Source organism: Acuticoccus sediminis, from assembly GCF_003258595.1.
In the GTDB taxonomy this organism is placed as follows: Bacteria; Pseudomonadota; Alphaproteobacteria; order Rhizobiales; family Amorphaceae; genus Acuticoccus; species Acuticoccus sediminis.
Map to the genome: position 1 here is coordinate 1,244,166 of NZ_QHHQ01000001.1, position 26,564 is coordinate 1,270,729.

Annotated in this window: 19 protein-coding genes; 11 read left to right on the forward strand and 8 right to left on the reverse strand. The window is 70.6% G+C overall.

Annotated features, from left to right (window positions below; genetic code table 11):
• Positions 1 to 2 precede the first annotated feature (2 nt).
• Positions 3 to 1,997: an MFS transporter gene (locus tag DLJ53_RS05355; RefSeq protein ID WP_111342953.1), complete on the reverse strand. Its 1,995-nt coding sequence runs from the start codon at positions 1,995 to 1,997 to the stop codon at positions 3 to 5.
• Between the two features lie 4 nt (positions 1,998 to 2,001).
• On the reverse strand, positions 2,002 to 2,664 hold the full coding sequence (locus DLJ53_RS05360) for a hypothetical protein (protein WP_111342954.1): 663 nt from the start codon (positions 2,662 to 2,664) through the stop codon (positions 2,002 to 2,004).
• A gap of 215 nt (positions 2,665 to 2,879) precedes the next feature.
• On the opposite strand from DLJ53_RS05360, the gene DLJ53_RS05365 reads away from it, so the two are divergent.
• The 3 genes from DLJ53_RS05365 to DLJ53_RS05375 are packed head-to-tail and all read left to right on the forward strand — an operon-like array spanning position 2,880 to position 7,544.
• Positions 2,880 to 3,593, forward strand: a complete 714-nt coding sequence (locus DLJ53_RS05365; RefSeq protein ID WP_111342956.1) for a hypothetical protein — start codon at positions 2,880 to 2,882, stop codon at positions 3,591 to 3,593.
• Positions 3,580 to 5,469: a hypothetical protein gene (locus DLJ53_RS05370; protein WP_111342958.1), complete on the forward strand. Its 1,890-nt coding sequence runs from the start codon at positions 3,580 to 3,582 to the stop codon at positions 5,467 to 5,469. Before DLJ53_RS05365 ends, DLJ53_RS05370 begins: the two co-directional genes overlap by 14 nt.
• A complete protein-coding gene (locus DLJ53_RS05375; protein WP_146619899.1) occupies positions 5,469 to 7,544 on the forward strand; it encodes a PP2C family protein-serine/threonine phosphatase in 2,076 nt (691 codons plus the stop codon). The genes DLJ53_RS05370 and DLJ53_RS05375 overlap by 1 nt, the downstream gene beginning before the upstream one ends.
• A gap of 34 nt (positions 7,545 to 7,578) precedes the next feature.
• On the opposite strand, the gene DLJ53_RS05380 is transcribed toward DLJ53_RS05375, so the two are convergent.
• The 5 genes from DLJ53_RS05380 to DLJ53_RS05400 form a co-directional block, all read right to left on the reverse strand.
• Positions 7,579 to 8,892 carry an adenylate/guanylate cyclase domain-containing protein gene (locus DLJ53_RS05380; RefSeq protein ID WP_162408913.1) on the reverse strand — a complete coding sequence of 438 codons (1,314 nt, stop codon included), beginning with the start codon at positions 8,890 to 8,892 and terminating at the stop codon, positions 7,579 to 7,581.
• Positions 8,893 to 9,130: 238 nt separating this feature from the next.
• A complete protein-coding gene (locus tag DLJ53_RS05385; RefSeq protein ID WP_111342963.1) occupies positions 9,131 to 11,476 on the reverse strand; it encodes an ATP-dependent helicase in 2,346 nt (781 codons plus the stop codon).
• A gap of 196 nt (positions 11,477 to 11,672) precedes the next feature.
• On the reverse strand, positions 11,673 to 13,106 hold the full coding sequence (locus DLJ53_RS05390) for an FGGY family carbohydrate kinase (protein WP_111342965.1): 1,434 nt from the start codon (positions 13,104 to 13,106) through the stop codon (positions 11,673 to 11,675).
• Complete coding sequence (locus DLJ53_RS05395; protein ID WP_111342967.1) at positions 13,103 to 14,320, reverse strand: NAD(P)/FAD-dependent oxidoreductase; 1,218 nt, start codon at positions 14,318 to 14,320, stop codon at positions 13,103 to 13,105. Before DLJ53_RS05395 ends, DLJ53_RS05390 begins: the two co-directional genes overlap by 4 nt.
• A complete protein-coding gene (locus tag DLJ53_RS05400; protein ID WP_342353579.1) occupies positions 14,313 to 15,683 on the reverse strand; it encodes an NAD(P)/FAD-dependent oxidoreductase in 1,371 nt (456 codons plus the stop codon). Before DLJ53_RS05400 ends, DLJ53_RS05395 begins: the two co-directional genes overlap by 8 nt.
• Positions 15,684 to 15,887: 204 nt before the next feature.
• Between DLJ53_RS05400 and DLJ53_RS05405 the strand changes: the two genes are divergently transcribed.
• From DLJ53_RS05405 to DLJ53_RS05435, 7 genes are all read left to right on the forward strand, one after another.
• Positions 15,888 to 16,694 (forward strand): DeoR/GlpR family DNA-binding transcription regulator, encoded by an 807-nt coding sequence (locus DLJ53_RS05405; RefSeq protein ID WP_111342970.1) that lies wholly within the window; start codon positions 15,888 to 15,890, stop codon positions 16,692 to 16,694.
• Between the two features lie 15 nt (positions 16,695 to 16,709).
• A complete protein-coding gene (locus tag DLJ53_RS05410) occupies positions 16,710 to 17,222 on the forward strand; it encodes a TRAP transporter small permease subunit (protein ID WP_111342972.1) in 513 nt (170 codons plus the stop codon).
• Complete coding sequence (locus tag DLJ53_RS05415; protein ID WP_111342973.1) at positions 17,219 to 18,541, forward strand: TRAP transporter large permease; 1,323 nt, start codon at positions 17,219 to 17,221, stop codon at positions 18,539 to 18,541. The genes DLJ53_RS05410 and DLJ53_RS05415 overlap by 4 nt, the downstream gene beginning before the upstream one ends.
• A 45-nt stretch (positions 18,542 to 18,586) precedes the next feature.
• Complete coding sequence (locus tag DLJ53_RS05420) at positions 18,587 to 19,672, forward strand: twin-arginine translocation signal domain-containing protein (RefSeq protein ID WP_111342975.1); 1,086 nt, start codon at positions 18,587 to 18,589, stop codon at positions 19,670 to 19,672.
• A gap of 362 nt (positions 19,673 to 20,034) precedes the next feature.
• Positions 20,035 to 21,402 (forward strand): glutamine synthetase family protein, encoded by a 1,368-nt coding sequence (locus DLJ53_RS05425; protein ID WP_111342977.1) that lies wholly within the window; start codon positions 20,035 to 20,037, stop codon positions 21,400 to 21,402.
• 30 nt (positions 21,403 to 21,432) lie between these two features.
• Positions 21,433 to 22,578, forward strand: a complete 1,146-nt coding sequence (locus DLJ53_RS05430; RefSeq protein ID WP_111342979.1) for an iron-containing alcohol dehydrogenase — start codon at positions 21,433 to 21,435, stop codon at positions 22,576 to 22,578.
• A 163-nt stretch (positions 22,579 to 22,741) separates the two neighbouring features.
• Positions 22,742 to 23,635 carry an alpha/beta fold hydrolase gene (locus tag DLJ53_RS05435; protein ID WP_162408915.1) on the forward strand — a complete coding sequence of 298 codons (894 nt, stop codon included), beginning with the start codon at positions 22,742 to 22,744 and terminating at the stop codon, positions 23,633 to 23,635.
• Between the two features lie 139 nt (positions 23,636 to 23,774).
• On the opposite strand, the gene DLJ53_RS05440 is transcribed toward DLJ53_RS05435, so the two are convergent.
• Positions 23,775 to 25,688, reverse strand: a complete 1,914-nt coding sequence (locus DLJ53_RS05440) for a bifunctional sugar phosphate isomerase/epimerase/4-hydroxyphenylpyruvate dioxygenase family protein (RefSeq protein WP_111342982.1) — start codon at positions 25,686 to 25,688, stop codon at positions 23,775 to 23,777.
• Positions 25,689 to 25,797: 109 nt separating this feature from the next.
• On the opposite strand from DLJ53_RS05440, the gene DLJ53_RS05445 reads away from it, so the two are divergent.
• Complete coding sequence (locus tag DLJ53_RS05445) at positions 25,798 to 26,385, forward strand: exopolysaccharide biosynthesis protein (protein WP_146619900.1); 588 nt, start codon at positions 25,798 to 25,800, stop codon at positions 26,383 to 26,385.
• The last annotated feature ends 179 nt before the right edge of the window (positions 26,386 to 26,564 follow it).

The window sequence follows — 26,564 nt, forward strand, 5'->3', positions numbered from 1 at the left end:
GCTCACTCGTTGGAGAGGGCCGCGACGGGGCCGCTTTCGGCCACCATCATCGCGAGCCCGAACAGCAGCGCCCCGGCGATGAGGACGAAGCCCATGAACAGGATGGCGATCTCGGCGGACGTCGCCGCCCAGACCGCCGCGAAGACCGCCGGTCCCGCCGCGTTGCCGGACCGCTCCACGAGGCGGAAGACGCCGTAGACGCCGCCCTCGGAAAGCTGTGGGAAGTAGCGGCGGCCGAGCTCGCCCACCAACGCGGACTGCGGGGTCGTCGAGAGGCCCTGCGCGATCCCCACCTGGACCACGAAGAGCGCCGCGCCCCACGGCTCCGGCCAGAGGAAGAGGTGCGCCACCGCCAGGCCCGACAGGACGCCGCCGAGGACGACGTACGGCACGCGCTTGGCGTTCTGGTCCGAGAACGAGGAGATGGCCGGCACCACCAGCAGCATGACGAGCCCGTAGAGCATCAGGACGCGGCCGATGGTGGACGGCTCGAACGACACCGCGAGGTCGAGCGGCAGGTAGTAGAAGGCGATGCCGATGAGGATCATCTTCGCCGGGAAGGCGCAGGCGACCATCAGCAGGAAGATCGCCGGCTTGGTCAGGACGATCGCGCAGTCCCGCAGGCGCGCCGTCGGCTTGGCCGTGATCCGCGTCTCCCGGTCGTCCGGCAGCGCGACGACGGCGCAGATGTAGGCGACCAGCGCCATCGCCGCGGAGATGAGGAAGGTCGGGTTCGGGCCGAGCCTGTCGGCGATGATGCCGCCGATGGGCGGGCCGCACAGCATCGCCGCCATGATGGCCGAGACGAAGAGGCTCATGCCGCGGGCCCGGTTCGCGGCGCCGGTCCGGTCGACGATGTAGCCCTGCGCCGCGACGAAGACGATGGCGAAGCCGACGGCGGTGATCGCGCGGGCGGCGATGAGCGTCCCCATCGACGCGGCGACGGACGTCGCGAGGAAGCCGAGCACCGCGGCCACCGCGCCGAGGCGCAGCGAACGGGCGCGGCCGAACTTCTCGGTCCACACGTTGAGGACCGGCTGGCCGAGCGCCATGATGGCCATGAAGATCGTGATCGGCAGGGCGATGACGAACTCCACCGACAATCCGGCGATCGGCTGGGCCATGCTCTCGATGTAGCTCGGCAGGAACGGGCGCGTCAGCTCCTCGGCGAAGTAGAACAGGAACACAGGCGCGCGGACCGCGACGAGGGCGACCGGCGTCTCGTAGCGTGTGCTGGAGAGCTTGTGGGAGGCGTCGATCCGGTCGAGCTCGGCGAGCGCCTCGCGGTCGCCCTTCGCGGTCGCCGCGTCCACCAGTCTGACGTGCTCTGCATGGACGCGGGCGATCTCCTGGTCCACGGCCTCCACCTCCTGGGCGATGGCGCCGGAACCGGAGAGCGGGAGGTGGGGACGGAAGTCCCCCCGCCACAGCGCGGCGAGCCGCTGGGCGAGACCCCGCAGCATCACCGCCGAGGCCTGCGTGAAGGCGAAGGAGACGAGCTCCAGCGCGACGAGGACCGCGACGATCAGGAGAACCGCGACGTCGAGCCAGAGCTCGCGCACCAGGACGCGGGCGACCCGGTCGGGCGTCCCGACCACCACCTCGCCGACGGTCTTGCCGCCGACGACGATGGGCGCGCTCGCGGTCTCCATGCCGTCGGCGTCGGCGAGCTCCTCCGGCTCGAAGTCGTGGCTGTCGGACTGGGCGACGACGCGGCCGTCGGGGTGGACGATGCGCACGAAGGCGAACTCGGGGTTCTCCTGCAGCGCGACGTCGAGCACGTCCTCGGCCCGCACGAGCTGGTCGAGGCCGATGCCGTATTCGCCCGCCTGGCCGACGAGGCCGGAGATCGAGCGGGCGACCGTGCGCGCCTTCTGGTCGAGGGCGGGCAGGAGCAGCCGCTCGGCCGCGCTGATCGTCTGCCAGGAGATCGCCGCGAGACCGGCGATCAGGACCGCGGTGACGCAGGCGAGCAGGATACCGTCGAAACGGCGCATGGCGTCAGGCCCCCGTCTTCTGCGGCACGAGGCCGAGCCGTTCGGCGACGGCGCGATGCTCGTCGTCGACCGCGGCGATGGAGGCGCGGATCTCCTGCGGCACCATCGCGCCGGATGCGGTCGGTGCCCGGTCCGTCAGGCGGTGCCAGAGCGCGCGCACGCTGAGCATCACCGCGACGGACACGATCGCGACACCGCCGAGGATGGCGAGCACCGAGAGCCACAGGATGCTGCGTCCCACGTCCGAGACGTTGGCGTCCAGGGCCTGCTGCGACGCGCGCACCACAACATTACCTTCGTTTGTTCCAAAGGCGGTATCGATAGGAGCAAAATGGCGCCAAGCGATGGCGGAGTCACCCCGGTCCTCGCTGCCGCGGCGGTCCGGATCGCTGGAGAAGAGGACGTTGCCGCCGCTGCCGACGACATCGATCGACAGCACCATCGGGTCCGCGGCGGCCTCCCGCTCCAGGCTGCGGTTCATCACGTCCTGGCTCGTGAGCGGCACGCCCATCGACATGGCGACTTCGGCATCGTTGGCAATGCGCTCAGCGACGGTGGACATGCGGTCCCCCACCAGCTCAAGGTAGTTGTGGCGGACCCCAGCATAGTTCAGGTAGCTTCCGAGTGCGAGCGACGCCGCAACCAGAGGGATCAGGGCGGCCAGCAACGTCAGACTTAGTTTTCGCATGACGTCCTTCGCAATCGAATGGTGAAACTGTTATTCCCGCATCGGTGAAGGACCGGTAACTGTCAATCTATCAACGGCAGAATGGGGAGGCTGAGCTTGATGTCGCGACGATTCTGCGGCTTGGTCGCGGTCTCCCTCCAGCAGGCAGTTCGATAGGGCCGATGGGACGAACAAGCGGTCTTATTGTGTGTGCCATGGTGCCCATCGTGGCGCTGTTCGGCTTCATCGTCATGAGCGCGCGCGTGATCGAGCGCAGCGACGCCTCGCTCGGCGCGGCGGGCCTCGAATTCCTGCTGTCGCGGGTCGCGCAGACGGTCGAGCTCAATCTCCAGCTCGGCCTGCCGCTCGCGGAGCTGCAGCAGGTGGACACGATCCTGGAGAGCGCGGTCGCCTCGACGCCGGACGTCCTCGCGGCCGACGTGATCAGCCAGTCCGGCGTCACCCTCTTTTCCACGGACCGCGGCGCGGTCGGCGAACCGGTGCCGCGGGCCTGGGCCGTCGCCATGGAGGACGCCCGCGGCGGCTGGCGCGCCCGCGAGCAGGAAACCGTGACATTCGGCGAACCGCTGACGAACGATTTCGGTCAATTCGAGGGCTGGATCGCCATCATCGTCGACGCCACCGCGCTGGCGCCGCCGCTGTCGCGCTCGCCGGCGATGATCGTCGCCGCGGCGCCCATCGTCGGCGGCGCGGTCTTCGCCGCGATCGTGCTCGGCATCATCGTGTCGCTGCGTGCGGGGCGGGGGGTGACGCGTGTCGCCGCCAGCGTGCGCGCGCGCCAGCTGATCGAGCGTCCGGCCTCGGCGCTCGGCACCGCGGCCAACACCGCGGTCGCCGGTCTCGGCCATACCGAAGACCGCGTCGAGCGCGTGCAACGGGAACTGCGGCGGCTCGATGCGGAGCTCTAGACGATACGTCAGCGGATCGGTCGCCTCCGACTGGGTCTGCGCCGTCGTCGGCCTGCTGGCCGCGCTCATCGTCGGCGCGGCCGCGTACGGGACGATCATCGTCACCATGCCCACCGCGCTCGCCGACGTGGAGGACAACTCCGGCGACGTGTCGCTGACGGTCGCCCAGTCGGTCGCGGCCGATCTCGGCCGTGCGGTCGCCCTCGGCATCCCGCTCGACGAGATGCGCGGCGTGGAGGACTACCTCAAGGGGGTGCTGAGCTTCGCGCCGCAGGTGGAGGACATCGCGATCCTCGACCGCACCGAGCGGGTGCTCTTCGAGGCCGGGACCGGCGAGCCGGCGATCGAGCGGCTGCACACGCGCGCCCCCATCCTCGATCCGGACAGCCAGCAGTCGCTGGGCGTCGTCATCGCCCACGCCTCGACCGCGACGCGCGACGACGTGGAGCGGGCGGTGATCGCCGGGGCGGTGGCGATCTCGATCCTCGCCGGCCTCATCACCGCGATCGCGCTGCGGATCGTCCGGCTCGAGCGGCTCGACCTGCCGACCGTGCGGACAGCCGCGATGCTGCAGAGCGCGGCGCACGGCCATTTCGTCGAGCGGGGGCTCATCCCCTCGGGGCTGCTGCTGCCGGTCTCGGACGCGCTGGCGCGGGCGATGACGCCGATCCAGCTCGGCTACCGCCGCATCCAGGCGCTCTCGGAGGAGATCAAGGCCGTCGACGGCTCGGCCGGAGTACGCCAGCGCCTGGCCGCCGCGACCGGCGAGCTCGCGGACCTGCGCCTCGAGCGGCGCCGCGGGCGGTTGCGGACGATCGGCTTCGTGTGGTGGCCCGCCGCCGCGCTCTCGGTGCTGATGGCGACGCGCCCGCTCACCGCGAACTTCGCCTACGACCGGATCGGCGACAGCCCCTTCGCGGCGATCCCGGTGGCGCTCGCGGTGTCGGCCGAGTCGGCCGGGGCACTGCTCGGCGTGCTGGTGGCGGTCGCGCTCGGCGGACGGCTGTCGAAACCGGTGACGTTCGTCTCCATGCTGATCGCGGCGGCGGCGTTCGCGGCCGTCTACGTCGTGCGCGACTACAGGATGTTCACCGCCCTCGTCGGGCTGGCGAGCTTTGCGGGCTGGCTCGCGGTCTGGACCGTGCTGCAGGCCCCCGGAGCCGGTCGGCGGCTGCCGTGGCGCGGGGCGCTGGTGCTGCTCGGCGCGGCGGCCATCGGTCCGATCGTCGGCGGCATTCTCGCCGAGGCGGAGGGGCGGCGCGCCGCCTTCGCGACCCTCGGCGCGCTCGCGGCGCTCCTCGCCGTCGCGTCGACCGCCGGCGCGCCCCGCTGGCGTCAGGCCCACCGTCCGGCGGCGGGCCTTGCGAGCGCGGAGGTCCTGGCGCTGATCGGGGTCAGCCTCGCGACGTTCGCGTGGGCGGACGTCCACCTCTCGGCGACGGTCCTGCGCGAACGCTACGCCGTCCTCGCGCTCGACTTCGGAATCGCGGGCGTCGCAGCGTTCGTCCCCTATCTCCTGAGGGTGCGCCTGCCGGCCGTGGTCGGGGCGATGGTGGCGGCCGCGGCGGTCCTCGTCGGCGCCGAGGTGGTCTCCGTGCCGGCGCTCCACGGGATCGGCGCCGACGCCGGCCTCGCGGTCACCAGCGGGCTGACCGGCCTCGGCTTCGGGATGGTAGCCTTCGCGCTCGGCGCGCGGGCGTTCATCCCCAGCGCGGCGGTGGCGATGGGCGTCGGCGGGATCGCCGCCGGCGCGCTGCACGCCCTCTCGATGATCGAGCCGGGCGCCGGCATCGTGCTCGCCGCCGTCGGCGCGGGCGCGCTCTCCCTCCTGTCGCTGGTCGCCTCGATCAGCCGTGCGCTGGGGTGGGCCCGCTGATGCCGCTGCGCACCCGCATCACGCTCCTCCTCTCCATCGCGCTGATCCTGATGATCTGCGGCCTCATCGGCCTCGGGTTCGTGCGCTCGCGCCTCGCCGAGTCGCAGCTTGCCGACATCGCCATCGCCGGGCAGCAGTCGCTGTGGGAGAGCCTCGTCGCGGACCAGGCGGAGGACCTCATGGACCTCGCCAACCGCTTCTCCTTCCGCGTCAGCAACGCCCCCGCGGCGGACGCCCAGTCGCTGGAGACGCTGATCGACAGCTCCGCCGACCTCATCGGCGAGGGCGTGACGGTGCAGCTCCTCGATTTCGATGGCGACATCATCGCCTCCAACATTCCGACCTTCCGCACCCGCCCGATCTTCGGCCCGGAGGCGCTGGCCCGCATCCAGGCCGAAGGCGTGGCCGTCGGCGGACTGCGGCAGGAGACGCCGGAGCGGTATGTGATCGCCGGCAGCGCCGTTGCCCTGCGCCGCGACGGGCCGCCGGTCGTCGTGGTGATGATGATCGACGCGCTGCGCGTCCTCGGCGACCTCAGCAACCGGCTAGGCGAGCCGAGCTACCTCGTCTCCCTGCGCGGGCGCATGGTCGAGGGGACCGACCCGGACCTCTACGCGAGGGCCGCGCCCTCCCTGCCGCACCGCACCGCCGATGCGCAGATCCTCGACGTGGGCGACCGGCTCTACTTCGCGGCCGGCGTTCCCGTGCCGGACCTGATGGGGCCCCCGGCCGGCCAGCTCGTCACCCTGCGCGACGCGACCGACAGCCTGAGCGCGAGCCGCCAGCTGGAGCGCACCGGCGTCATCGCCATCAGCATCGCCAGCCTCATCCTGATCATCGCGCTCTACGTGTTCCTGCGGCGGGCGTTCGTGCCGCTGGAGACGGCCATCGGCACCCTCAGCGCGCTCTCCAAGGGCGACCTCAACGAGCTGCCGACCATCGCCGGGTCCGGCGAGATCCGCCGCATCGGCGAGGCCCTCCTGGTGTTCCGCAGCAACGCGCTGCGCCTCGTCGAGCAGGAGGAGCGGATCGCCCGCCAGCGGCGCCGCCAGGAGCGCGTCATCAAGCGCCAGCTCGAACGCCTCGCCGGGACGCTCGATCCCGAGGGGCAGTCGGCGATCCAGGCGGACCTGCGGGCGATCATCTCCGACCCGGACGGCGCGCCGAGCGCGGACCCGGTGCCGGCCGCCGGTCCCGCCGCGCGCCCGAACGAGGAGCTCGCCATGCTGACGGAGGTGCTGCAGCGCATGTCGCACCGCATCTCCGCCCAGCACCAGCGCCTCACCGAGCTGATCGCCGAGCTGCAGGCCGCGATCATCACCCGCGCCCGTCTCGCCGGTCTCGAGCAGGAGCTCGAGATCGCCCGGGAGCTGCAGCTCTCGTTCCTGCCCAAGCCGTTGCCGCCGCACCCGGAGTTCACCGTCGACGGCTTCATGGAGACGGCCAAGGAGGTCGGCGGCGACTTCTTCGACTACTTCATGATCGACGACCGGCACCTCGGCGTCGTCGTGGCTGACGTGTCCGGCAAGGGTGTCGCGGCCGCGCTCTTCATGGCGATCACCCGGACGCTCATCAAGGCGACGGCGATGATGGCCGTGAGCCCCGCGCAGACCCTCAAGGAGGTCAACGACTTCCTCGCCACCGACAATGACCAGATGATGTTCGTCACGCTCTTCCACGGCGTGATCGACCTCGAGACGCTGGAGATGCGGTACGCCAACGCCGGCCATAACCCGCCGCTCCTCGTCGATCAGGCGTCGGGCGAGGTGGTGGAGCTGCCGAGCGCGCGCGACCCGGCGCTCGCCGTCGTCGAGGGCATCGACTTCACCGAGCTGTCGGCGCGGCTGAAGCCCGGCACGCGGCTCTTCATGTTCACCGACGGCGTCACCGAGGCGTTCAACCCGGGCGAGGAAGCGTTCGGCGACGCGCGCCTTCAGCGGGTGGTGCGGGAGGCCGGGGTTCCGGGGACGGACCTCAACCAGGTCGTGCGCGACGCGGTGCTCGCCTTCGAGAACGGGGCGGAGCGGGCGGACGACCTCACCTGCGTGACCGTCCACATCCACGAAGCGCCGTAGCCGGCACCGCGAGGGGCCGCTCCCGGAGGTGGCCTCAACGGGCCGCCCTGGGGGTCGCGCCGCGCCAGACGCCGTCCCAGTCCTCGCCCGGCGGATCGGTCCGGTAGACCGCGACGCGGTCCAGCATCAGCCGCGACGGGACGTCGTAGTGCTGCTCCTCCAGGCACTGGAGGAGGCCCGCCTCGGCGGTGTCCCAGTCGCGCAGCCGCATCGCGACGATGGCGTCGCGGTAGCGGGCGGCGAACGCGATCGTCTCCTCCGGGACCTCGCCCGCGCGGCCCAGCAGGGCGTGGACGATCACCGGCCGCTCGCTGCCGCGCACGGTGAGGAGGTCGATCTCGCGGGTGATCATCTCCGGTCCGGCGAGGGTGGCGGTCTCGGCCGTCAGCAGGATGGGCTGGCCGTAGACCTTCGCCGCCTCCTGCAGGCGCGCGGCGAGGTTCACCGCGTTGCCGATGACCGTGTAGTTGCGGCTCGCGACGGGGCCGATGTCGCCCGACAGGACGTCGCCGGTGGCCACGCCGACGACGGCGTCGAGCCGGTTCGCGTCGGTGAGCCCCTCCGCCGCGAGCGCCTCGCGCAGGGGGCCGAGCGCGGCGATCTGGCCGAGCGCGGCGCTGCAGGCGTCACGGGCCTGCGTCTCCGGATCGGTGAAGGGGGGGCCCCAGACGGCCATCGCCGAGTCGCCGATATACTTGTCGGTGATCCCGCCCGAGGCGGCGACGGGCTGGGTCACCGCGGCGAGGAAGCGGTTGAGGAGGTCGACGAGCGTCGCCGGCGGCAGCCTCTCCGACCAGCCGGTGTAGTCGCGCATGTCGACGAAGGAGATCGTCATGTCGCCGCGCCGCGATCGCTCGGTCTCCGACTCCGACAGGATCCGCTCGACGATGCGCGGGTCGACGTAGGCGCCGAAGAGCTGCTTGATCTTGCGCCGCTTGCGCTGCTCCGTGATGTCGCTGACGACCACCACCACGCCGAGGCGCTTGCGCTCCCCGTCCGGTTCCGCCCGGGTGAGGAGGCTCGAGGAGACGACGAGGTCCAGCGTCGCGTCGCCCCGCTCGAGGATCACCTCGACGGAGTGTGTCAGCTCCGACTCGTAGACGGCCTTGAAGACGACCTCGTTGAAGGCGTCGTAGGCCTCCTCCAGCAGGAAGACCTCGGCGAAGGACTGCCCCAGCACCTCGGCGGGATCCTTGCCGAGGATGTGCCCGGCGGCGTCGTTGAACGTGATGATCTGGCCTTCGAGGTCAATCGAGATGACCCCGTCGCGCATCGACTGCAGGATGCGCTGGAAGATGAGCGGGTCGTCCTCGCCGCTCGCCATGGATGAGACGTCGTCGGCGGTCATGCGGTGGGGTGCGCCTCGTGTCCGCGGATAGCCGGGCGGTGCGCTGCACTGCTGGTGCCGGTAGCCCGGCGGCGGACGTCTGAAATGGGTGTCATCGTTCGTTCGTATCGCGGCCGGGCGCCGAGGCCCAGCCTCCGCGACCCGCATTCTCGCATGCCGCGCGGGAGGTTCAACGTCCCGTCCGCGGCGTTCGTCGTCCGATCCGGGTCCGCGCCCATGCCGGATCCTGCGGGTGGGTTCAGGCGCGAGTGACGAACGAGTCGATCACCCGCTTGCGTCCCGCCTTGTCGAAGTCGACGGTGAGCTTGTTGCCTTCGACCTGCGCCACGTCGCCGTTGCCGAACTTCTGGTGGAACACGCGGTCACCGACCGCGTATGCGGCCGGACCGTCCGATATGGACTTGGCGACGAGTTCGCCCTCGATGGTCAGCGGCAGGCGGCGTTCGCGGCGGGGCACGTCCTCCCGGCGGCGCTGGGCGCGCTCCCAGCCGGGGGTGTGGTAGGAGGAGGAGAAGGTCTCCACCTGGTCGAACCGGGAGGCGCCATAGCCGCCGATGCCGCCGTAACCGGCCTCTTCGCGCACCATGACGTTCTCGGCCGGCAGCTCGTCGATGAAGCGGGAGGCGGCGCCCGCCTGCCACATCCCGTGGATGCGCCGGTTGAGCGCGAACCATACGAAGCACTGCTTGCGCGCCCGCGTGATGCCGACATAGGCGAGGCGGCGCTCCTCCTCGAGGCCGGCCTGCCCGTTCTCGTCCATGGCGCGCATCGACGGGAAGAGGCCCTCTTCCCAGCCGGGAAGGAAGACGACGTCGAACTCGAGGCCCTTCGCCGCGTGCAGCGTCATGAGCGTGACGGCCTCGCCGCCGGTCTCGCCCTGCGCGTCCGTCACCAGCGAGACGTGCTCCAGGAACGCGGGAAGGCTGTCGAAGTCCTCCATGGAGCGGATCAGCTCCTTGAGGTTCTCGAGGCGGCCCGGCGCGTCTGCCGAGCGGTCGGCCTTCAGCATGTCCGTGTAGCCGGACTCCTCCAGGATGATCTCGGCGAGCTCGGTGTGGGGGAGCGTGTCGAGCTGGGAGCGCCACCGCGCGAACGAGGCGACGAGCTGGGACAGGCCCGTGCGCGCCTTGCCCTTGATCTCGTCGGTAGCGAGGAGGTCGGACGCGGCGAGCAGCATCGGGATCTCGCGGTCGCGCGCCGCCTCGGTGATGAGGCGCACCGACTGCTGGCCGAGCCCGCGCGTCGGCACGTTGACGATCCGCTCGAACGCGAGGTCGAAGGACGGCTGTACCGTCACGCGGAAGTAGGCGAGTGCGTCGCGGATCTCCTTGCGCTCGTAGAAGCGCGGGCCGCCGATGACGCGGTAGGGCGTGCCGGCCGTGACGAAGCGGTCTTCGAAGGCGCGCATCTGGGCGGTGGTCCGCACCAGGATCGCCATCTCGTCGAGCGTCGTGCCCTTCTTGTGGAGGCTCTCGATCTCGCCGTTGATGGCGCGCGCCTCCTCCTCCGAGTCCCAGGACGACGCGACCGTGAGGGGGAGGGCGTCCGGATCGACGAGGTCGGTGAAGAGGGTCTTGCCGAGGCGCCCCTCGTTGTGGGCGATGAGGTGCGAGGCCGCGGCCAGGATGTGGCTGGTGGAGCGGTAGTTGCGCTCCAGCCGCACCACGACGGCGCCGGGGAAGTCGGTCTCGAAGCGCAGGATGTTGTCCACCTCCGCGCCGCGCCAGCCGTAGATCGACTGGTCGTCGTCGCCCACCACGCAGAGGTTCTTGTTGTTCTGCGCCAGCAGCCGGAGCCAGAGGTACTGGGCGACGTTGGTGTCCTGGTACTCGTCGACCAGCATGTAGCGCCAGCGGCTCTGATAGGACGCCAGGATGTCCGGATTGGCGCGGAAGAGGCGGATGGGCTCCAGCAGGAGGTCGCCGAAATCGGCCGCGTTGAGCGACTTCAGGCGGTCGCGGTAGAGCTTGTAGAGCTTCAGGCCCTTGCCGTTGGCGAACCACTGGCCCTCGCCCGAGGGGACCTCCTCGGGGGTCAGGCCGCGGTTCTTCCACCCGTCGATCATGCCGAGCATCTGGCGCGGCGGCCAGCGCTTCTCGTCGATGTTCTCGGCGGCGAGGATCTGCTTGGCGAGGCGGATCTGGTCGTCTGTGTCGAGGATGGTGAAGTCGGGGTTCAGGTCCACAAGCTCGGCGTGGCGACGCAGGATGCGCGTGCCGATGGCGTGGAAGGTGCCGAGCCAGGGCATCCCCTCCGCCTGCGGCCCGACGACGGCCGAGATGCGCTCCTTCATCTCCCGCGCGGCCTTGTTGGTGAAGGTCACGGCGAGGATCTCGGACGGGCGGGCGCGGCCCAGCGCCAGGATGTGGGCGATGCGTGTGGTCAGGACCCGCGTCTTGCCCGTGCCGGCGCCGGCGAGCACCAGAACGGGCCCGTCGATCGCCTCGACGGCGCGGCGCTGCTCGGGGTTGAGGGACTCGAGATAGGACGGGGCCGGGCGGGAGGCCCGCGCCGCGCGCTCGGAGATCGACCCGCGCTCGGAAATCGAGACTGGGGGCACGCTCTGGCGGGCGGTCTGACTCATAACATCAATCCGATTCGCATGCGCGTGACTATAGAACATTCAGAAAACGCAATCACCCCATCGGCAACATTTTGCAGTGCGTGATCCCCGTCGCCCCCAGCCTGTGGAAGGCCGCGAGCCTCGCGGATCGGTCGGGAGCGCTGCATTTTCCTGCCGGAGCCTCGCGGGAGGTCCGGAGGCGGGGAGGGAACGCCCGTCAGGTCCGGGTGGTTGCGGCGAATTGCCGGGAGGCGGCGACGGCGGCGGCGAAGCGGGTCGCTGCGTCCGGGTCCGGTGCCGTGGCGGCAACGACACGGCCGGTCCGGGGCGGCGCGATCGGGCGGCCGATCGCCTCCGCCGCCAGCGCGGCCGTTCCCGCCGCGGTGACGTCGGGCGCGTCGGCGATGCGGACGTCGCAGCCGAGGGCGTTCGCCAGCATCGACACGAAGGCGGGGTTGGCGGACATGCCGCCGTCGACCGGGATGGGGCTGGCGAGCGGGTGCACGGCGGCGATGGCGTGGGCCACCTCGGCGATCCGCAGCGCGATCCCTTCCAGGATGGCCTGGATCATGTCCGCCGCCGTGGTGTCGAGGGAGAGGCCGACGAAGGCGCCGCGCGCGGAGCGGTCCCAGTGCGGGCAGGCGAGCCCCGCCAGTGCCGGGACGAAGGCGAGGCCGCGGCCGATCGCCGGCGGCGCGTCGAACCGGTTGATCTCGGCGAAATCCTGGAAGAGGCCGATGCGGCGGGCCCAGTTCACGGCCGCCGCCGCGGCGTAGACGCCGCCGTCGAGGCCGAATACCGGCGCCTCGCCGGAGCGCTGCCACAGAACGGTCGGGAGCGCACCAGACCAGGCCGCCGGCCGTGACCCCGTCACGGCGAGCAGGAAGGCGCCGGTGCCGCAGGTGATCTTGGCCTCGCCCGGCGCCCGGCAGCCGTGGCCGTAGAGCGCGGCCTGCTGGTCGACGATGCTGGCGGTGAAGGGCACCTCTGCCTCGCCGCAGCGCACGCGGCCAAGGTCGCCCGATGTCGGTCCGATCGGCGGCAGCGCCTCGACGGGGACGCCGAAGATCGTGCAGAGGTCCGTGTCCCAGGCGCACGTGTCGAGCGCCATCAGCGAGGTGCGCGAGGCGGTGGCGACGTCGGTCTCGAACCGGCCGGTGAGGCGGTCGCGGAAGAAGGCGTCGGTGGTGCCGAGGCGCAGCCTGCCGGCTTCGGCGAGGCGGGCCGCCTCCGGTACGTTCCGCACGATCCAGCCGAGCTTGGCGGCCGAGAAGTAGGGGTCGAGCGGCAGCCCGGCCCGCTCGCCGACGAGGGCCTCGTAACCGTCGGCGCGCAGCCGGTCGGTGGCGGCGCGGGTCCGGTCGTCCTGCCACACGATGACCGGGCAGAGGGGCCGGCCGGTGTCGGCATCCCAGGCGAGGCAGCTCTCGCCCTGATTGTCGAGGCCGACGGCGGCGACGCCGTGCCCCCCGGCGGCGTCGAGGCAGGCGGCGATGTCGGCGAGGAGCTCCTCGCCGTCGTGCTCCACCCAGCCGGGCTGCGGGTAGGACTGGCGGTGCTCGCGCGACAGGAGCGGCGTCGTCGTCCCGTCGGGGCCGACGAGGACGGCGCGGGTGCTGGTGGTGCCCTGGTCGATGGCGAGAACGGTCATGACGGGCCTCGGTCGGACTGGATGCCGATCTCGGCGGTGCCGGTGGCGTCGGCGGGGACGGACGAGATCGGCATCAGGATGCGCCGCTCAGGCGCCGTGTCCAGCGGCACGCTCCGCGCCGGGGTCGGCGTGGCGAGGACGAGGCGGCCGCGCGCGGGGCGGTCGGCGCGGAGCTGGATGACGCCGGCCGCGTGGTCGCCGGGGACGATCCGCTGCGGCACGGCGTAGCGGATGCCGCCGGTGGGCCGCAGGCGCAGCGCCGGCTCGGGCGGAGGCAGCCCGCCGGCGAGGCTGTCGGCGACGGCGGCGGCGATCATGCGTCCTTCACGGTGGCACCAGCCGGCGGTCTCGACCGGGTGCAGCATGTTGCCGGCGGCGAAGATGTCGGGGTCGGACGTGCGCCCGAACTGGTCGATCTCCGGCCCGCCGGTCGCCGGGTCGAGGACGAGGTGGCTCTGGCGCACCAGCGTCGCCTCCGGCCGGAACCCGCCCGTGAGGATCACCCCGTCGGTCGCGACGTGCCGCTCGGTGCCGTCGGGTCCGGCGAGGACCGCTCCGGTGACCCAGTCGGTTCCCTCTATCGCGACGAGGCGGGTGCCGGTCATGAGCGGGATGCCGAGGAGGCGGGGCAGCAGGGCCGACGGCCACCGGGCGGTGGCGCGCGCCCCGGGCTCGATCATCGCGAGAGGGCGGATTCCGGCGTGGCGGCAGGTGAGGATCGCCGAGAAGGACACCAGTTCGGTGCCGACGATCAGCGGCCGTGCGAAGGGGCGCCGGCCCTTGAGGTAGACGAGGCCCTGGAGCGTGCCGGTGTTCATCACGCCGCCGGGCTTGGTTCCGCCGATGAAGCGTGCGGCCCGGGTCGTCTCGCGCACGCCCGTCGCGATCAGGACGCGGCGCGGGGCGATCTCGGCAACGCCCGCGTCCGACGTGAGGGTGAGGCGCGGGCCGGGGGCGATCGCGACGACGGTGGTGCCGGTGCGGATCTCGGCGCCTGCGGCCTCCGCCGCGTCGACGAGGCGGCGCGCGTAGGCGGGCCCGGTCATCGGGCGGCCGAATTCGCGCAGGCCGAAGGGCGGGTGGCCGCAGTGGCGCGGGATGCCGCCAGCCTCCGCCTCGCGGTCGAGGACGACGACGGACAGGCCCCTGGCGCGGGCCTCGAGCGCGGCGCCGAGACCTGCCGGGCCGGCGCCGATGATCGCAAGGTCAGTCATCGCCGCCCTCGCGCGTTGCAGCGTCCGGCAGCATCGGTTGGGCGAGGCGGCCGGCGGTGATCTCGGCCAGCTCCGCGCCGCAGGCGAAGCCCTGGCAGCGGCCCATGGTGACGCGGGTGCGCCGCTTGAGGCCGGCGAAGGTGCGTGCTGGCAGCGGTCCCGTCAGCGCCGCCTCCACCTCGCGCCGGGTGACGCGTTCGCAGTGGCACACGATGCCGCCGTTGCCGGGGCGTTCCCAGTCGCGCGGCGCGGTCTCGGCGAGGTTGGGCATCTCCGGCCAGAGCGGGTCCGCGAGGGGACGCAGCGGCTCGTCCCAGAGGCCGCGCACATGGGTGGCGAGGCCCAGCGCCGCGCTGAGGCCGGTGGAGCGGATGCCCCCGACGGCGATGTAGCCGCGCGAGGCGTCGGCGCGGACGCGGTAGCCCTTCTCCTCCGTGGCGGGGCGGAGGCCGGCGTAGACCGCGGTGACCTCGTGGCCGGCGAGCGCGGGCAGGATCGCCTCGGCCCGCTGGCGCAGCATTTCCAGCGTCGCGCCGTCGAGAGCGGCGGTCGCGCGGTCGTCCTGCTCCTCCGCCGTCGGACCGACGAGGAGGTTGCCCCACGCCGTCCGGCACACGACGATGCCCTTGGTGCGCTCGCCCGGCACCGGCAGCAGGATGTGGTCCGCGAGGGCGGCCGCGGTCTTGTCGTAGACCACGAACTGGCCCTTGCGCGGACGGATTTGGAACGTCGACGCCCCGGTCAGGCGCTCCTCGACGATGTCGCCGTAGAGGCCGGCGGCGTTGACGACGAGGCGCGCGGCGACCGTCCCGGCGGCCGTCGCCAGCGACCAGGACCCTTCGAAGCGGCCCCCCAGGACCTCGGCGCCGTACCGAAGCTCGGCGCCGTTGATGAGTGCCTGGGCGAGGTAGGCATGTGCCGCCGACCACGGGTCGATCAGCGACTCGCCCGGCACGCGGAAGGCGCCGGCGACTCCGGCGCCGAGCCGGGGTTCCAGCGTCCGCGTCTCCGCCGCGGTGAGGGGGGCGACGTCGTCGACGCCGTTGGCCCGCGCGGCGTCCATCAGGGCCGGGAGGCGCGCGGCCTCCTCGGCGGTCCATGCCACGACCAGCGCGCCGCATTCGAGCAGCGGCAGGCCCATCCGCTCCCGGATTTCACGATACTCGGCGTGCCCTGCGCGAATGCAGTCCGCCTCGAGTGTTCCGACGGGCGCGTCGAAGCCGGTGTGCAGGATGGCGCTGTTGGCCTTGGAGGCGCCGTCCAGCACCTCCTCGGCCTTCTCCAGCACCACGACGCGTGCGCCGTCGAGCGTGAACCGCCGGGCGAGCGCGCAGCCGACGACGCCCGCGCCGATGACGGCCACGTCGTAGCACTCCGCGCGTTGGGATCCCTCGGACATAAGTCTTGGCGAGCCTGAAAGGTCCGGTTCCCGTTTTTTGTGCCGACTGGTGACCGATCCGTCAATCATTTTGACCAAATGGGCGGGCGTTGCCGCAATGTTGAGCGCCGACGCGTTGACGTGGGCAGACCACGCCGACTAGCCTGTAACTTATAAGAGGAGCGCGGCGTGACCCCGGAAGAGCGTCGAACGAGCATCGCGGAGCTGGTGTCCCAGCAGGGGCGGCAGTCGGTCGAGCACCTGGCCGAGGCGTTCGGGGTGTCGCCCGAGACGATCCGGCGCGATCTCTCCCGGCTGTCGGCCGAAGGACGCGTGCGAAAGGTGCATGGCGGCGCGCTGAAGCCGCCGCTGCACGCCGAGGGCAGCTTCGACGAGCGGATGGCCGAGGACGCCGCCGCCAAGGCCGCCATCGGCCTGCGCGTGCGCGACGTGGTGCGGCCCGGGGAGACCCTCTTCATCGATACCGGATCGACGACGCTCGCCGCCGCCCGAGCCCTCGCGACGGTGCCCGGGCTCACCGTGGTGACCAATTCTCATGCTGTCGCCGCCGCGTTCGAGGGGCGGGCGCACGTCTTTTGTGTCGGTGGCACTTACCGTTCGGGCAACCGGCAGACGGTCGGGCCGATGGCGATCGAGGAGATCAGCCGGTTCCAGGCCGACCGCGCGATCCTCACCGTCGCGGCGATCTCCCACGACGCGGGCGCGATGGATTCGGACTTCGACGAGGCCCAGGTCGGCCGGGCCATGATCGCCAACGCGCGCTCGACGGTCATCCTCGCCGCCGCCTCCAAGTTCGCGCGACGCGCCGGCTACCAGGTGTGCCGGATCGCCGCGATCGACCTCCTGGTGACCGACCAGCCGCCGCCGGCCGAGTTGGCCATGGTCCTGCATGCGTCCGGCGCATCGGTCCATGTGGCGGGCGAGACGGCGGACGCCGTGCGTTCGCCCGCGGCCCCCTTCCCGCAGTCGGCCTGAGACGAAAGGGTCCTAATGCAGCGTTGGCTCAACGGATACGTGACCGTGATCGACCGCCTTTCCGGCGCGGTCGGCATCGCGGCCATGTATCTGATCTTTGCGATGATCGGCATCCTCCTGCTCGATGCGATCACGCGCAACGTCATCGACATCCCGCTGTCCTGGTGCATCGAGGCGGCGCAGTTCACCCTCGCCGCCTACTACTTCACCGGCGGGCCGATGACCCTGCGCGACGACGACCACGCGCGGATGGACCTCTTCTACGAGCGCCTCTCGGTGCGCGGGAAGGCCTGGCTCGACCTCGTCACCTCGTCCTGCCTCATCTTCTACCTGGCGGTGCTCCTGATCGGCGCGATCTCCTCGACCGAGTACGCCATCTCGACCGGTGAGCGGCGGTTCTCGATGTGGAACCCGTCGATGATCCCGATCAAGGTGCTGATGTGCTGCTGCATCGTGCTGATGCTGCTGCAGTCGCTCGCGCTCGTCATCAAGAACATCAACACCATTCGCGAGCCGGCCGCGGAATGACGAACGAACTCATTGCGATCCTGATGTTCGCCTCGATGCTGCTGCTCGTGGCGACCGGGCAGCGGGTCTTCGCGGCGATCGGCTTCGTGGCCTCGGCGGCGGTCATCCTGCTCTACGGGACCGGCGGGGTGGAGCTGCCGTTCGCGGCGGCCTTCAAGCTGTTCAACTGGTACCCGATGCTGACGCTGCCCCTGTTCATCTACATGGGGTACATCCTGTCCGAATCGGGCATCGCCGAGGACCTCTACCGGATGATGCACGTCTGGTTCGGGCGGATGGCCGGCGGGCTCGCCATCGGCACCATCCTCCTCTGCGTCATCATCTCGGCGATCAACGGCCTCTCGGTCGCGGGCATGGCCATCGGCGCCACCATCGCGCTGCCGGAGATGCTGCGCCGCGGCTACGACAAGGTGCTGATCACCGGCGTCGTGCAGGGCGGCTCGTCGCTCGGCATCCTGGTGCCGCCGTCGGTTGTCATGGTGCTCTACGGCATGATCGCGCGCCAGCCGGTCAGCCAGCTCTGGCTCGCCGGCGTCTTCCCGGGCCTGCTGATGGCGGCGATGTTCGGCCTCTACGTGTGGCTCCGCGCCAAGGCGAACCCGTCGCTCGCCCCGAAGCTCTCCGAGGAAGAGCTGGCGATGCCGATCGGCGAGAAGCTCGCGCTGCTGCGCGCCGGCATCATCCCGTTCCTGATCTTCTTCGCGATGACCGGGCTCTTCGTCATGGGCTACATCAGCCTCGTCGAGAGCTCCGCCGTCGGCGCCACGGCGGCGACGCTGGCCGCCGCCATCAAGGGGCGCCTGACGTTCCGGATGATCCACACCACGGCGCGCAAGACGCTCTCCGTCTCGGCGCTGTTCCTCTGGCTCATCCTCGCCGCGCTCGCCTTCGGCGCGGTGTTCGACGGCCTCGGCGCCGTGCGCGCCATCGAGGGCCTGTTCATCACCCGCTGGGAGCTGACGCCCTGGCAGGTGATCATCATGATGCAGATCTCGTTCATCATCATGGGAATGTTTCTGGACGACACGGCGATGCTGGTCATCGTCGCGCCGCTCTACATTCCGCTGGTGCGAATTCTCGAGTTCGACCTGGTCTGGTTCGGCGTTCTCTACACGATGACCTGCCAGATCGCCTACATCACGCCGCCGTTCGGCTACAACCTCTTCCTGATGCGCGCCCTCGCGCCCAAGGAGATCACGCTGCCGGACATCTACCGGTCGATCTGGCCGTTCGTCATCATGATCAGCCTGGTGATCGCCCTCGTGATGGCGTTCCCGCAGATCGCCCTTTGGCTCCCCCAGACCGTCCGCGGCTACTAGCGACACCACCGGACGCGACAACGACGAAAAATGAGGAGAAGGTGAATGACTGAGAAGCCCCAAAGCCCGTCCGAAAAGATCCTCGCCAGCCGCCGCGCCTTCATGCAGAAGGCCGGCCTCGGCGGCGTCGCCCTCGGCGCGTCGACGCTCGCGGCCCCGGCGATCGTCAAGGCGCAGGCCCCCATCAAGTGGCGCCTCCAGACCTACTCCGGCGCTCCCCTCGGCGCCCACGTGATCAAGCCGCAGATCGAGGCGTTCAACGCCGCCGCCAACGGCGAGATGGAGATCGAGCTCTATTACGCCGACCAGCTCGTCCCGACGGCCGAGCTGTTCCGCGCCATGCAGAACGGCACCATCGACGCCGTCCAGTCCGACGACGCCACCATGGCCTCGCCCGTCGACATCTCCGTCTTCGGCGGCTACTTCCCCTTCGCCACGCGCTACTCGCTCGATGTCGCGTCGATGTTCATGTACTACGGCCTCGACAAGATCTGGGCCGAGGCCTACGGCGAGGTCGACAACGTCACCTGGCTGTCGACCGGCGCCTGGGACCCGCTGCACATCTTCACCGTCAACGAGCCGATCCGCTCCCTCGCCGACATGCGCGGCAAGCGCGTCTTCGGCGTGCCGACCGCCGGCCGCTTCCTCGCCCGCTACGGCCTCATCCCCGTGACCGTGCCGTGGGACGACGTCGAGGTCGCGATGCGGACCGGCGAGCTCGACGGCGTCGCCTGGTGCGGCTTCACCGAGGCCTACGAGGTGGGCTGGGCCGACGTCTGCAACTATGCGCTGACCAACTCCATCACCGGCGCCTGGTTCGGCTCGTACTTCGCCAACACCGAGAGCTGGAACAAGGTGCCGCCGCACCTGCAGCAGCTTTTCAAGTCCACCATCGACCAGTCCCACTACTACCGGAACGTCTGGTACTGGGGCGGCGAGGCCAAGCTCCGCGTCGAGGGCGAGAAGATGGAGCTGACGCAGATCCCCACCGAGGAGTGGAACCAGGTCGTCAAGGACGCGGAAGGCTTCTGGGACGAGATCGCCGGCCAGTCCGAGCGCTGCGCCAAGGTCGTCGAGATCTTCAAGCAGTACGCGGCCGTGCAGGAGGCGGCGGGCTACCCCTACCGCTGACCGCGGCGCCCCGACGGGCGGAGCGGCCGCAGCGAGGGGAGTTCCCCCCTCGCGCACCCTCCGCCTCGCCGGCAGGCAGGGGTCGGATCATCCGTCCGCGGTGCGGACGGCCGAGCCGACACCCCGCCGCCAAGGCTGAGGAGGGCTGCGGCCGCGTCAAGGGTGAAGGCTTCGCCCGCCGCGGTGCGGCGCCCTTGACCCGGCCGCAGCCCTCCGGCGCGCCCGAGGCGTCGTGTCCCGGACGAGGGGCCCCGGGACGGCGACGGTGGTCGGCGGGGATTTCCAAACCGGCCCTTGAGCCGAACGCCCCCTCTCGCGCAACATCGCGACTTCGAAACGCCCGCCCACCACCGGACCGCCACATGCCCGCACACCTCACCCTCGAGACCCTCAAAGCCGACGTTGCCGCGGGCACCATCGACACCGTGCTCACCTGCGTCATCGACATGCAGGGGCGCCTCATGGGCAAGCGCTTCCACGCCGCCCACTTCGTCGACCACGTCGCCGAGGGCGAGACCCACGGCTGCGACTACCTCCTCGCCACCGACCTCGAGATGTACACCGTCCCCGGCTACACCTTCTCGAGCTGGCAGAAGGGCTACGGCGACTACGTCCACAAGCCCGACCTGTCGACGCTCCGCCGCGTGCCGTGGCTGCCCGCCACTGCCATGGTGATCTGCGACATCCTCGACCACCACACCCACGAGCCGGTGCCCCACGCCCCGCGCACGGTCCTGAAGCGCCAGATCGAGCGCGCCCGTGCCGCCGGGTTCGACCCGATGATGGCGACCGAGCTCGAGTTCTTCATGTTCGAGGCCGCCTACGACACCCTTCGCGACGGCCGCTACACCGACCTCAGGACCCGCAACCGCTACAACATCGACTACGCGATCTTCGGCACCACCAAGGAGGAGGACGTGATGCGGGCGATCCGCAACGGCCTCCACGACGCGGGCGTACCGGTCGAATGCACCAAGGGCGAGGCGGAGGTCGGGCAGGAGGAGATCAACGTGCGCTACGCCGACGCGCTGGCGACCGCCGACCACCACGCCATCGTCAAGAACGCCTGCAAGGAGATCGCCCACGCGCACGGCCGCTCGATCACCTTCATGGCCAAGTACGCGACCGACAAGGCCGGCTCCTCCGCCCACGTCCACCAGTCGCTGATGGGGGCCGACGGGCCGGCCTTCCACGATCCGGCGGGCGAGCACGGCATGTCGGCGACGATGCGCTCCTACCTCGCCGGGCTGCTCGCCCATTCGACCGAGATCACCGCGTTCCTGGCGCCCTACGTGAACTCCTACAAGCGCTTCACCGAGGGGCTGTTCGCGCCGACCAAGTCGGTGTGGTCGACGGACAACCGCACTGCCGGCTTCCGCGTCTGCGGGGCGGGCACCAAGGGCGTGCGCGTCGAGTGCCGCATCGGCGGGGCCGACCTCAACCCCTACCTCGCCCTCGCCGCGCAGCTCGCCGCCGGGCTCGCCGGCATCGAGAAGGGGATGGAGCTGGAGCCAGAGAGCCGGGGCGACGTCTACCAGGCCGGCAACGTGACGGAGGTGCCGCGAACCCTGCGCCTCGCCGCCGACGCGCTCGACGGATCGGCCATGCTGCGCGCCGCGATGGGCGAGGCCGTCGTCGACCACTACGTGCGCGCCGCGCGCTGGGAGATCGAGGTGCTCGACCGCACCGTCACAGACTGGGACCTCATGCGCGGCTTCGAGCTCGCCTGATCCGTCCGCGCTTTCTCCAGAGGATCTGAGATGAACCTGACCGGCAACTGGTCGTACCCCACCGCCATCCGCTTCGGCGCGGGGCGGATCGCCGAACTCGCCGAAGCCTGCAAGGCCGCCGGCATGACGCGCCCGCTCCTCGTCACCGACCGCGGGCTCATCGATCTCCCCATCACCGCGAAGGCGCTCGACCTCCTCGAGGCGGGCGGCCTCGGCCGCGCGATCTTCTCCGACGTCGACCCCAACCCGACCGGAGAGAACCTCGAGGCCGGGCTGGCGGTCTACCGCGACGGCGGCCATGACGGCGTCGTCGCGTTCGGCGGCGGCTCGGGCCTCGACCTCGCCAAGATGGTCGCCTTCATGTCCGGCCAGAACCGTCCGGTCTGGGACTTCGAGGATATCGGCGACTGGTGGACCCGCGCCGACCCGAACGGGATCGCGCCGTCGATCGCGGTGCCGACCACCGCCGGCACCGGCTCGGAAGTCGGCCGGGCCAGCGTCCTGACGAACGCCGCGACGATGGAAAAGAAGATCATCTTCCATCCGCTCGTGCTGCCGAAGGCGGTGATCGCCGATCCCGAGCTCACCGTCGGCATGCCGCCGGCCATCACTGCCGGCACCGGGATGGACGCGCTCGCGCACTGCCTGGAGGCCTACTCCTCGCCCTTCTACCACCCGATGAGCCAGGGGATCGCGCTCGAGGGGATGCGTCTCGTCTTCGAGAACCTCTACCGCGCCTACACGGCGCCGGACGACATCGAGGCGCGCTCCAACATGATGAGCGCCGCGGCCATGGGGGCCGTCGCCTTCCAGAAGGGGCTCGGCGCGATCCACGCCCTCTCGCACCCGGTCGGCGCCCGGTACCACACCCACCACGGCACGACGAACGCCGTGGTGATGGCCGCGGTCCTGAAGTTCAACCGCCCGGCCATCGAGGAGCGGATCGCCCGCGCCGCGGCGTACCTGGGGATCCCCGGCGGGTTCGACGGGTTCGCCAAGCAGATCGACGACCTGCGCACCTCGCTCGGGATCCCCGAGCGCCTCTCCGGTCTCGGCGTCGACGCCGCCCAGCTCGATGCCATGGTCGAGGCGGCGCTCGCCGACCCGAGCGCGGGCGGCAACCCCGTGCCGTTGACGGCGGAGAACGTACGGGCGCTGTTCCTCGAGACGATCTGAGGCGAGACGATCTGAGGCGAGACGATCTGAGGCGAGACGATCTGAGGCGAGACGATCCGGGGCGCGATCCGGGCCGCATCGGCCGGCCCCTCTGGTCCGCCGCCCGAGATGCGCCATCTGCCCACCCGCTGACAGGATGGCACCGGATGCCAGGGGAGACGTGATGCCGGCGGTCGAAGTGAATGGACATCCGTTCTGGGTCGAGGTCGCCGGGCCGGAGGGGGGAAGGCCTCTCCTCCTCCTCTGCGGTCTCGGCATGCAGCTCACCTTCTGGACCGATCCGTTCGTGGCGCTCCTCGTCGGGCGCGGCTTCCGCGTGGTGCGGATGGACAATCGTGACGCCGGCCTCTCGTGGGGGCCGGACGAGATCGCGCCGCCGCCAATCGACGCTCTGGAGCGCGAACGCGCGGCGGGGCGCATCCCGGACGTGCCCTACCGGCTGGAGGAGATGGCGGCGGACGCGGTCGGCGTCCTCGACGCTCTCGGCATCGGGAGCGCGCACATCGCCGGGGCGTCCATGGGCGGGATGATCGCCCAGCTCGTCGCCGCGGAGCATCGCGACAGGGCGTTGTCGCTCACCTCGATCATGTCGAACACCGGCCACCCGGAGGTGTTCGGCTCGACGGCGGCCGCCATCGCCGCGCTCAACAAGCCGCGCCCCGATCCGCTCACCGACCGCGAAGGATACCTCGACGGGACGACCGACTTCGTCGAGGCGGTCGGCAGCCCCGGCTATCCGACCGACCGGGCGACCCGCCGCGCCTTCATCGCCGCGGACCTCGACCGCGCCTACCGCCTCGAGGGATTTCTGCGCCAGTACGCGGCGATCCTCGGCAGCGCGCCCCGCGACAGGCGGCTCGCCGGCGTGCGCGTTCCGGCGATGGTCATCCATGGCGGCGACGACCAGCTCATCCCGCCGGCGGGAGGCCGGGCGACGGCAGAGGCGATCCCCGGCGCCGAACTCCTCGTCATCCCCGGCATGGGCCACGAGATCCCCGCGGCGCTGGAGGAGACCATCGCCGACGCCATCGCGCGGACGGCCGCGCGCGCCAGATAGAGCTCGGACGGCCGCGCGCGCCAGATAGAGCGCGGACGGCTGCGCGCGCCAGATAGAGCGCGGACAGCCGCGCGCGCCAGATGGAGCGCGGACCGCCGCGAGACGTAGGGGTGGACGGCCGGGCGGCCCTCTCCGGGGCTCAGGCGCGGGTCTGCTGGGACCAGCGGGTCTGGGTGGTGTTGCGCAGGAGGCGCTTCTGCGCGGCGATCCGGTGCGGTGCGTTCGCCGCGCCGTAGCCCTGGTAGCCTCCCCGCCGCTCCAGGATCTCGAAGAACATGCCGTCGCCGTAGGTGCGGCTGTAGAGCTGGAAGAACTGTCCCCGCTCGTCCGCGTCGAAGAGGATGTTGGCCGCCCGCAGCCGTCCGAGGAGGTCGCCGGGGAGGTCGAAGCGGGAGGCGAGGTCGTCGTAATAGTTGGGTGAGATCGGCAGCACCTCGAAGCCGTTCTTCAGGAGGGCCTCGGCGGTGGCGAATATGTCGTCACAGGCGAATGCGAGGTGCTGGACGGAGGAGCCGAAGCTCTCGGCGATGAAGCGGCCGGCGAGGGTGCGGTGCGACTCCGCGCCGTTGAGGGTCAGGCGCAGCGTCCTGTCCGGGCTCTCGATCGCCTGGCTGCGCACGAGGCCGCCCGGGTCGACGACATCCACCATGGGCGCCTTCGCGACGTCGAAGATCGACGTATAGAAGAGCGTCCAGGTCAGCATCTCCTCGTAGTTCATCGTCTGGGCGATGTGGTCGACGCGGGTGAGGCCGGCATCCGCGCGGGCATCCGGCCCGGCGGGAAGCGGCTGGAACTCGATGTCCCAGACGCGGGCCAGCTCGCTGTTCCCGTCGATGAAATGCATCACGCCGCCGCCGACGCCGCGGATCGCCGGGATGTCGAGCTCGCCCTCGAAGCGGGGCTGGCTGAAGGACATGGCGCCCAGCGCCCGGGCGCGCTCCACCGTGGCGTTGGCGTCCTCGACGCGCAGGCCGATGTCGCACACCGAGGTGCCGTGCGTGAGGTATGCCGAGTGGGCGAACCCCTCGAGCTCGGTGTTGATGACGATGTTGATGCCGCCCTGCCGCCAGAGGGTGACGTCGCGGGCTATGTGCCGGGCCGCCTTCTGGAATCCCATGGTGGATAGGATGCGGCCCAGCGCCGCGGCCTCGTTGTCGTCGGCGGCGAACTCGATGAACTCGACCCCCTCAACCGAAACGCGAGGAGGCATCGGCGGGATCGACTGGGATACCGCCGGCTCGGCGAGGCGCACCTGGTCGGCGAGGTAGAGGAGCGAGCGGTGCCCGTCGACGGCGATGGCGCGGGGGCTGCCGCCGCGGAACTGGTCGTTGAAGATCTCCAGCGAGAGCGGGCCGTCGTAGCCGGTGGCCATGATGGCGCGGGTAAAGTCCACCACCGGGAGGTCGCCTTCGCCCGGCATGACGCGGAAGTGGCGCGACCAGTAGAAGAGGTCCATCTCGATCCGCGGCGCGTCGGCGAGCTGCACGAAGGCGATGCGGTCGCCGGGGATGGAGCGGATCGTGTCGGGGTCGATCTGCCGGGCGAGGGTGTGGAAGCTGTCGAGGATGATGCCGACGCTCGGGTGGTCGGCCCGCCGCACGATCTCCCAGGCGTCGCGGTGGTCGTTGACGTGGCGGCCCCAGGCGAGCGCCTCGTAGCCGATGCGCAGGCCGCGCCGGGCGGCGCGTTCGCCGAGCTCGCGCAGGTCCGCGGCGGCGCGGTCGATCCCGCCGATCGCCTGCGGGTGGACCGACGAGCAGACGAGGATGAGGTCGACGCCCAGCTCGCACATCAGGTCGAACTTGCGCTCGGCGCGGTCGAAGGCGCGGGCACGGAGCGGCTCGGGCAGTCCCTCGAAGTCGCGGAACGGCTGGAACAGGGTGATCTCGAGGCCGTGGTCGCGGACCATCTCGCCGACGTCGCGGGGGCGTCCGTCGAAGGCGATGAAGTCCTGCTCGAAAATCTCGATCCCGTAGAAGCCGGCGCTGGCGATCGCCGACAACTTCTCCGGGAGTTCGCCGGCGATCGAGACGGTCGCGATCGAGGTCTTCATGTCATGGGCCCCCGCTTATCATGGCCGATAGTCATACTGGCGCAGCTTCCGGGGTGGGAACCCTTCTTCCGGGCGAAATGTTGTTCCGGCCGTGCAATGGGAGCAGAGCATGGCTGAGACCGGAACGACGGGCCGCCTGCAGACGATTCTGGACGACATATGCGAGATGGGGCAGCGCGGCGGCAAAGTGTCCGTGGCGCAGATCCTCGACTGCGTCGGCCGCACGTCCTTCGCCGCGGTGCTGCTCGTGCCCAGCCTGATCGTGGTGTCGCCCCTGAGCGCCATTCCCGGCATTCCGACGGTCGCGGGGCTGATCATCGTCCTGATCTGCATGCAGTACGTGTTCGGTGCGCGGTCGCTGTGGCTGCCGAGCCGGATCCTGAGGATTTCTGTCAGGGGCGAGCACCTTTGTGCAGCGATGTCTCGCGTTAGACCGATCGCGCGGTTGGGAGATTTCGTTGCACGGCCTAGGATGACTTTCCTTATTACCCGTACGACGTTCACGATCAGCGCCATCGTGTGTGCCTTTCTCGCGGCGCTGATGCCGCCGATGGAGATCCTGCCGCTGACGAGTTCGATCACGGCGTTCCTGATCGCGATGCTTGCGCTCGCACTGCTCGCGCGCGACGGAACCCTTGCAATCGTTGCGATAACCCTGATCGCGATGTTCCTGACTGTCGGCGGAATCATCATATAAATGGACCCGGCGGGCCACGGTTCGTCCGCCGGTGTGACCCCGTTGCCAGTTCCGCTTCAGCTGATGTTCATTTACGATGTGTCAGTAACGGCGATGCGGCAAGATAACTATCAGGTTTGATAGTCATTCTATCTCATCGCCATTGAATCTTGTTGCGTGGTGAGGGCTGGAGGAATAAG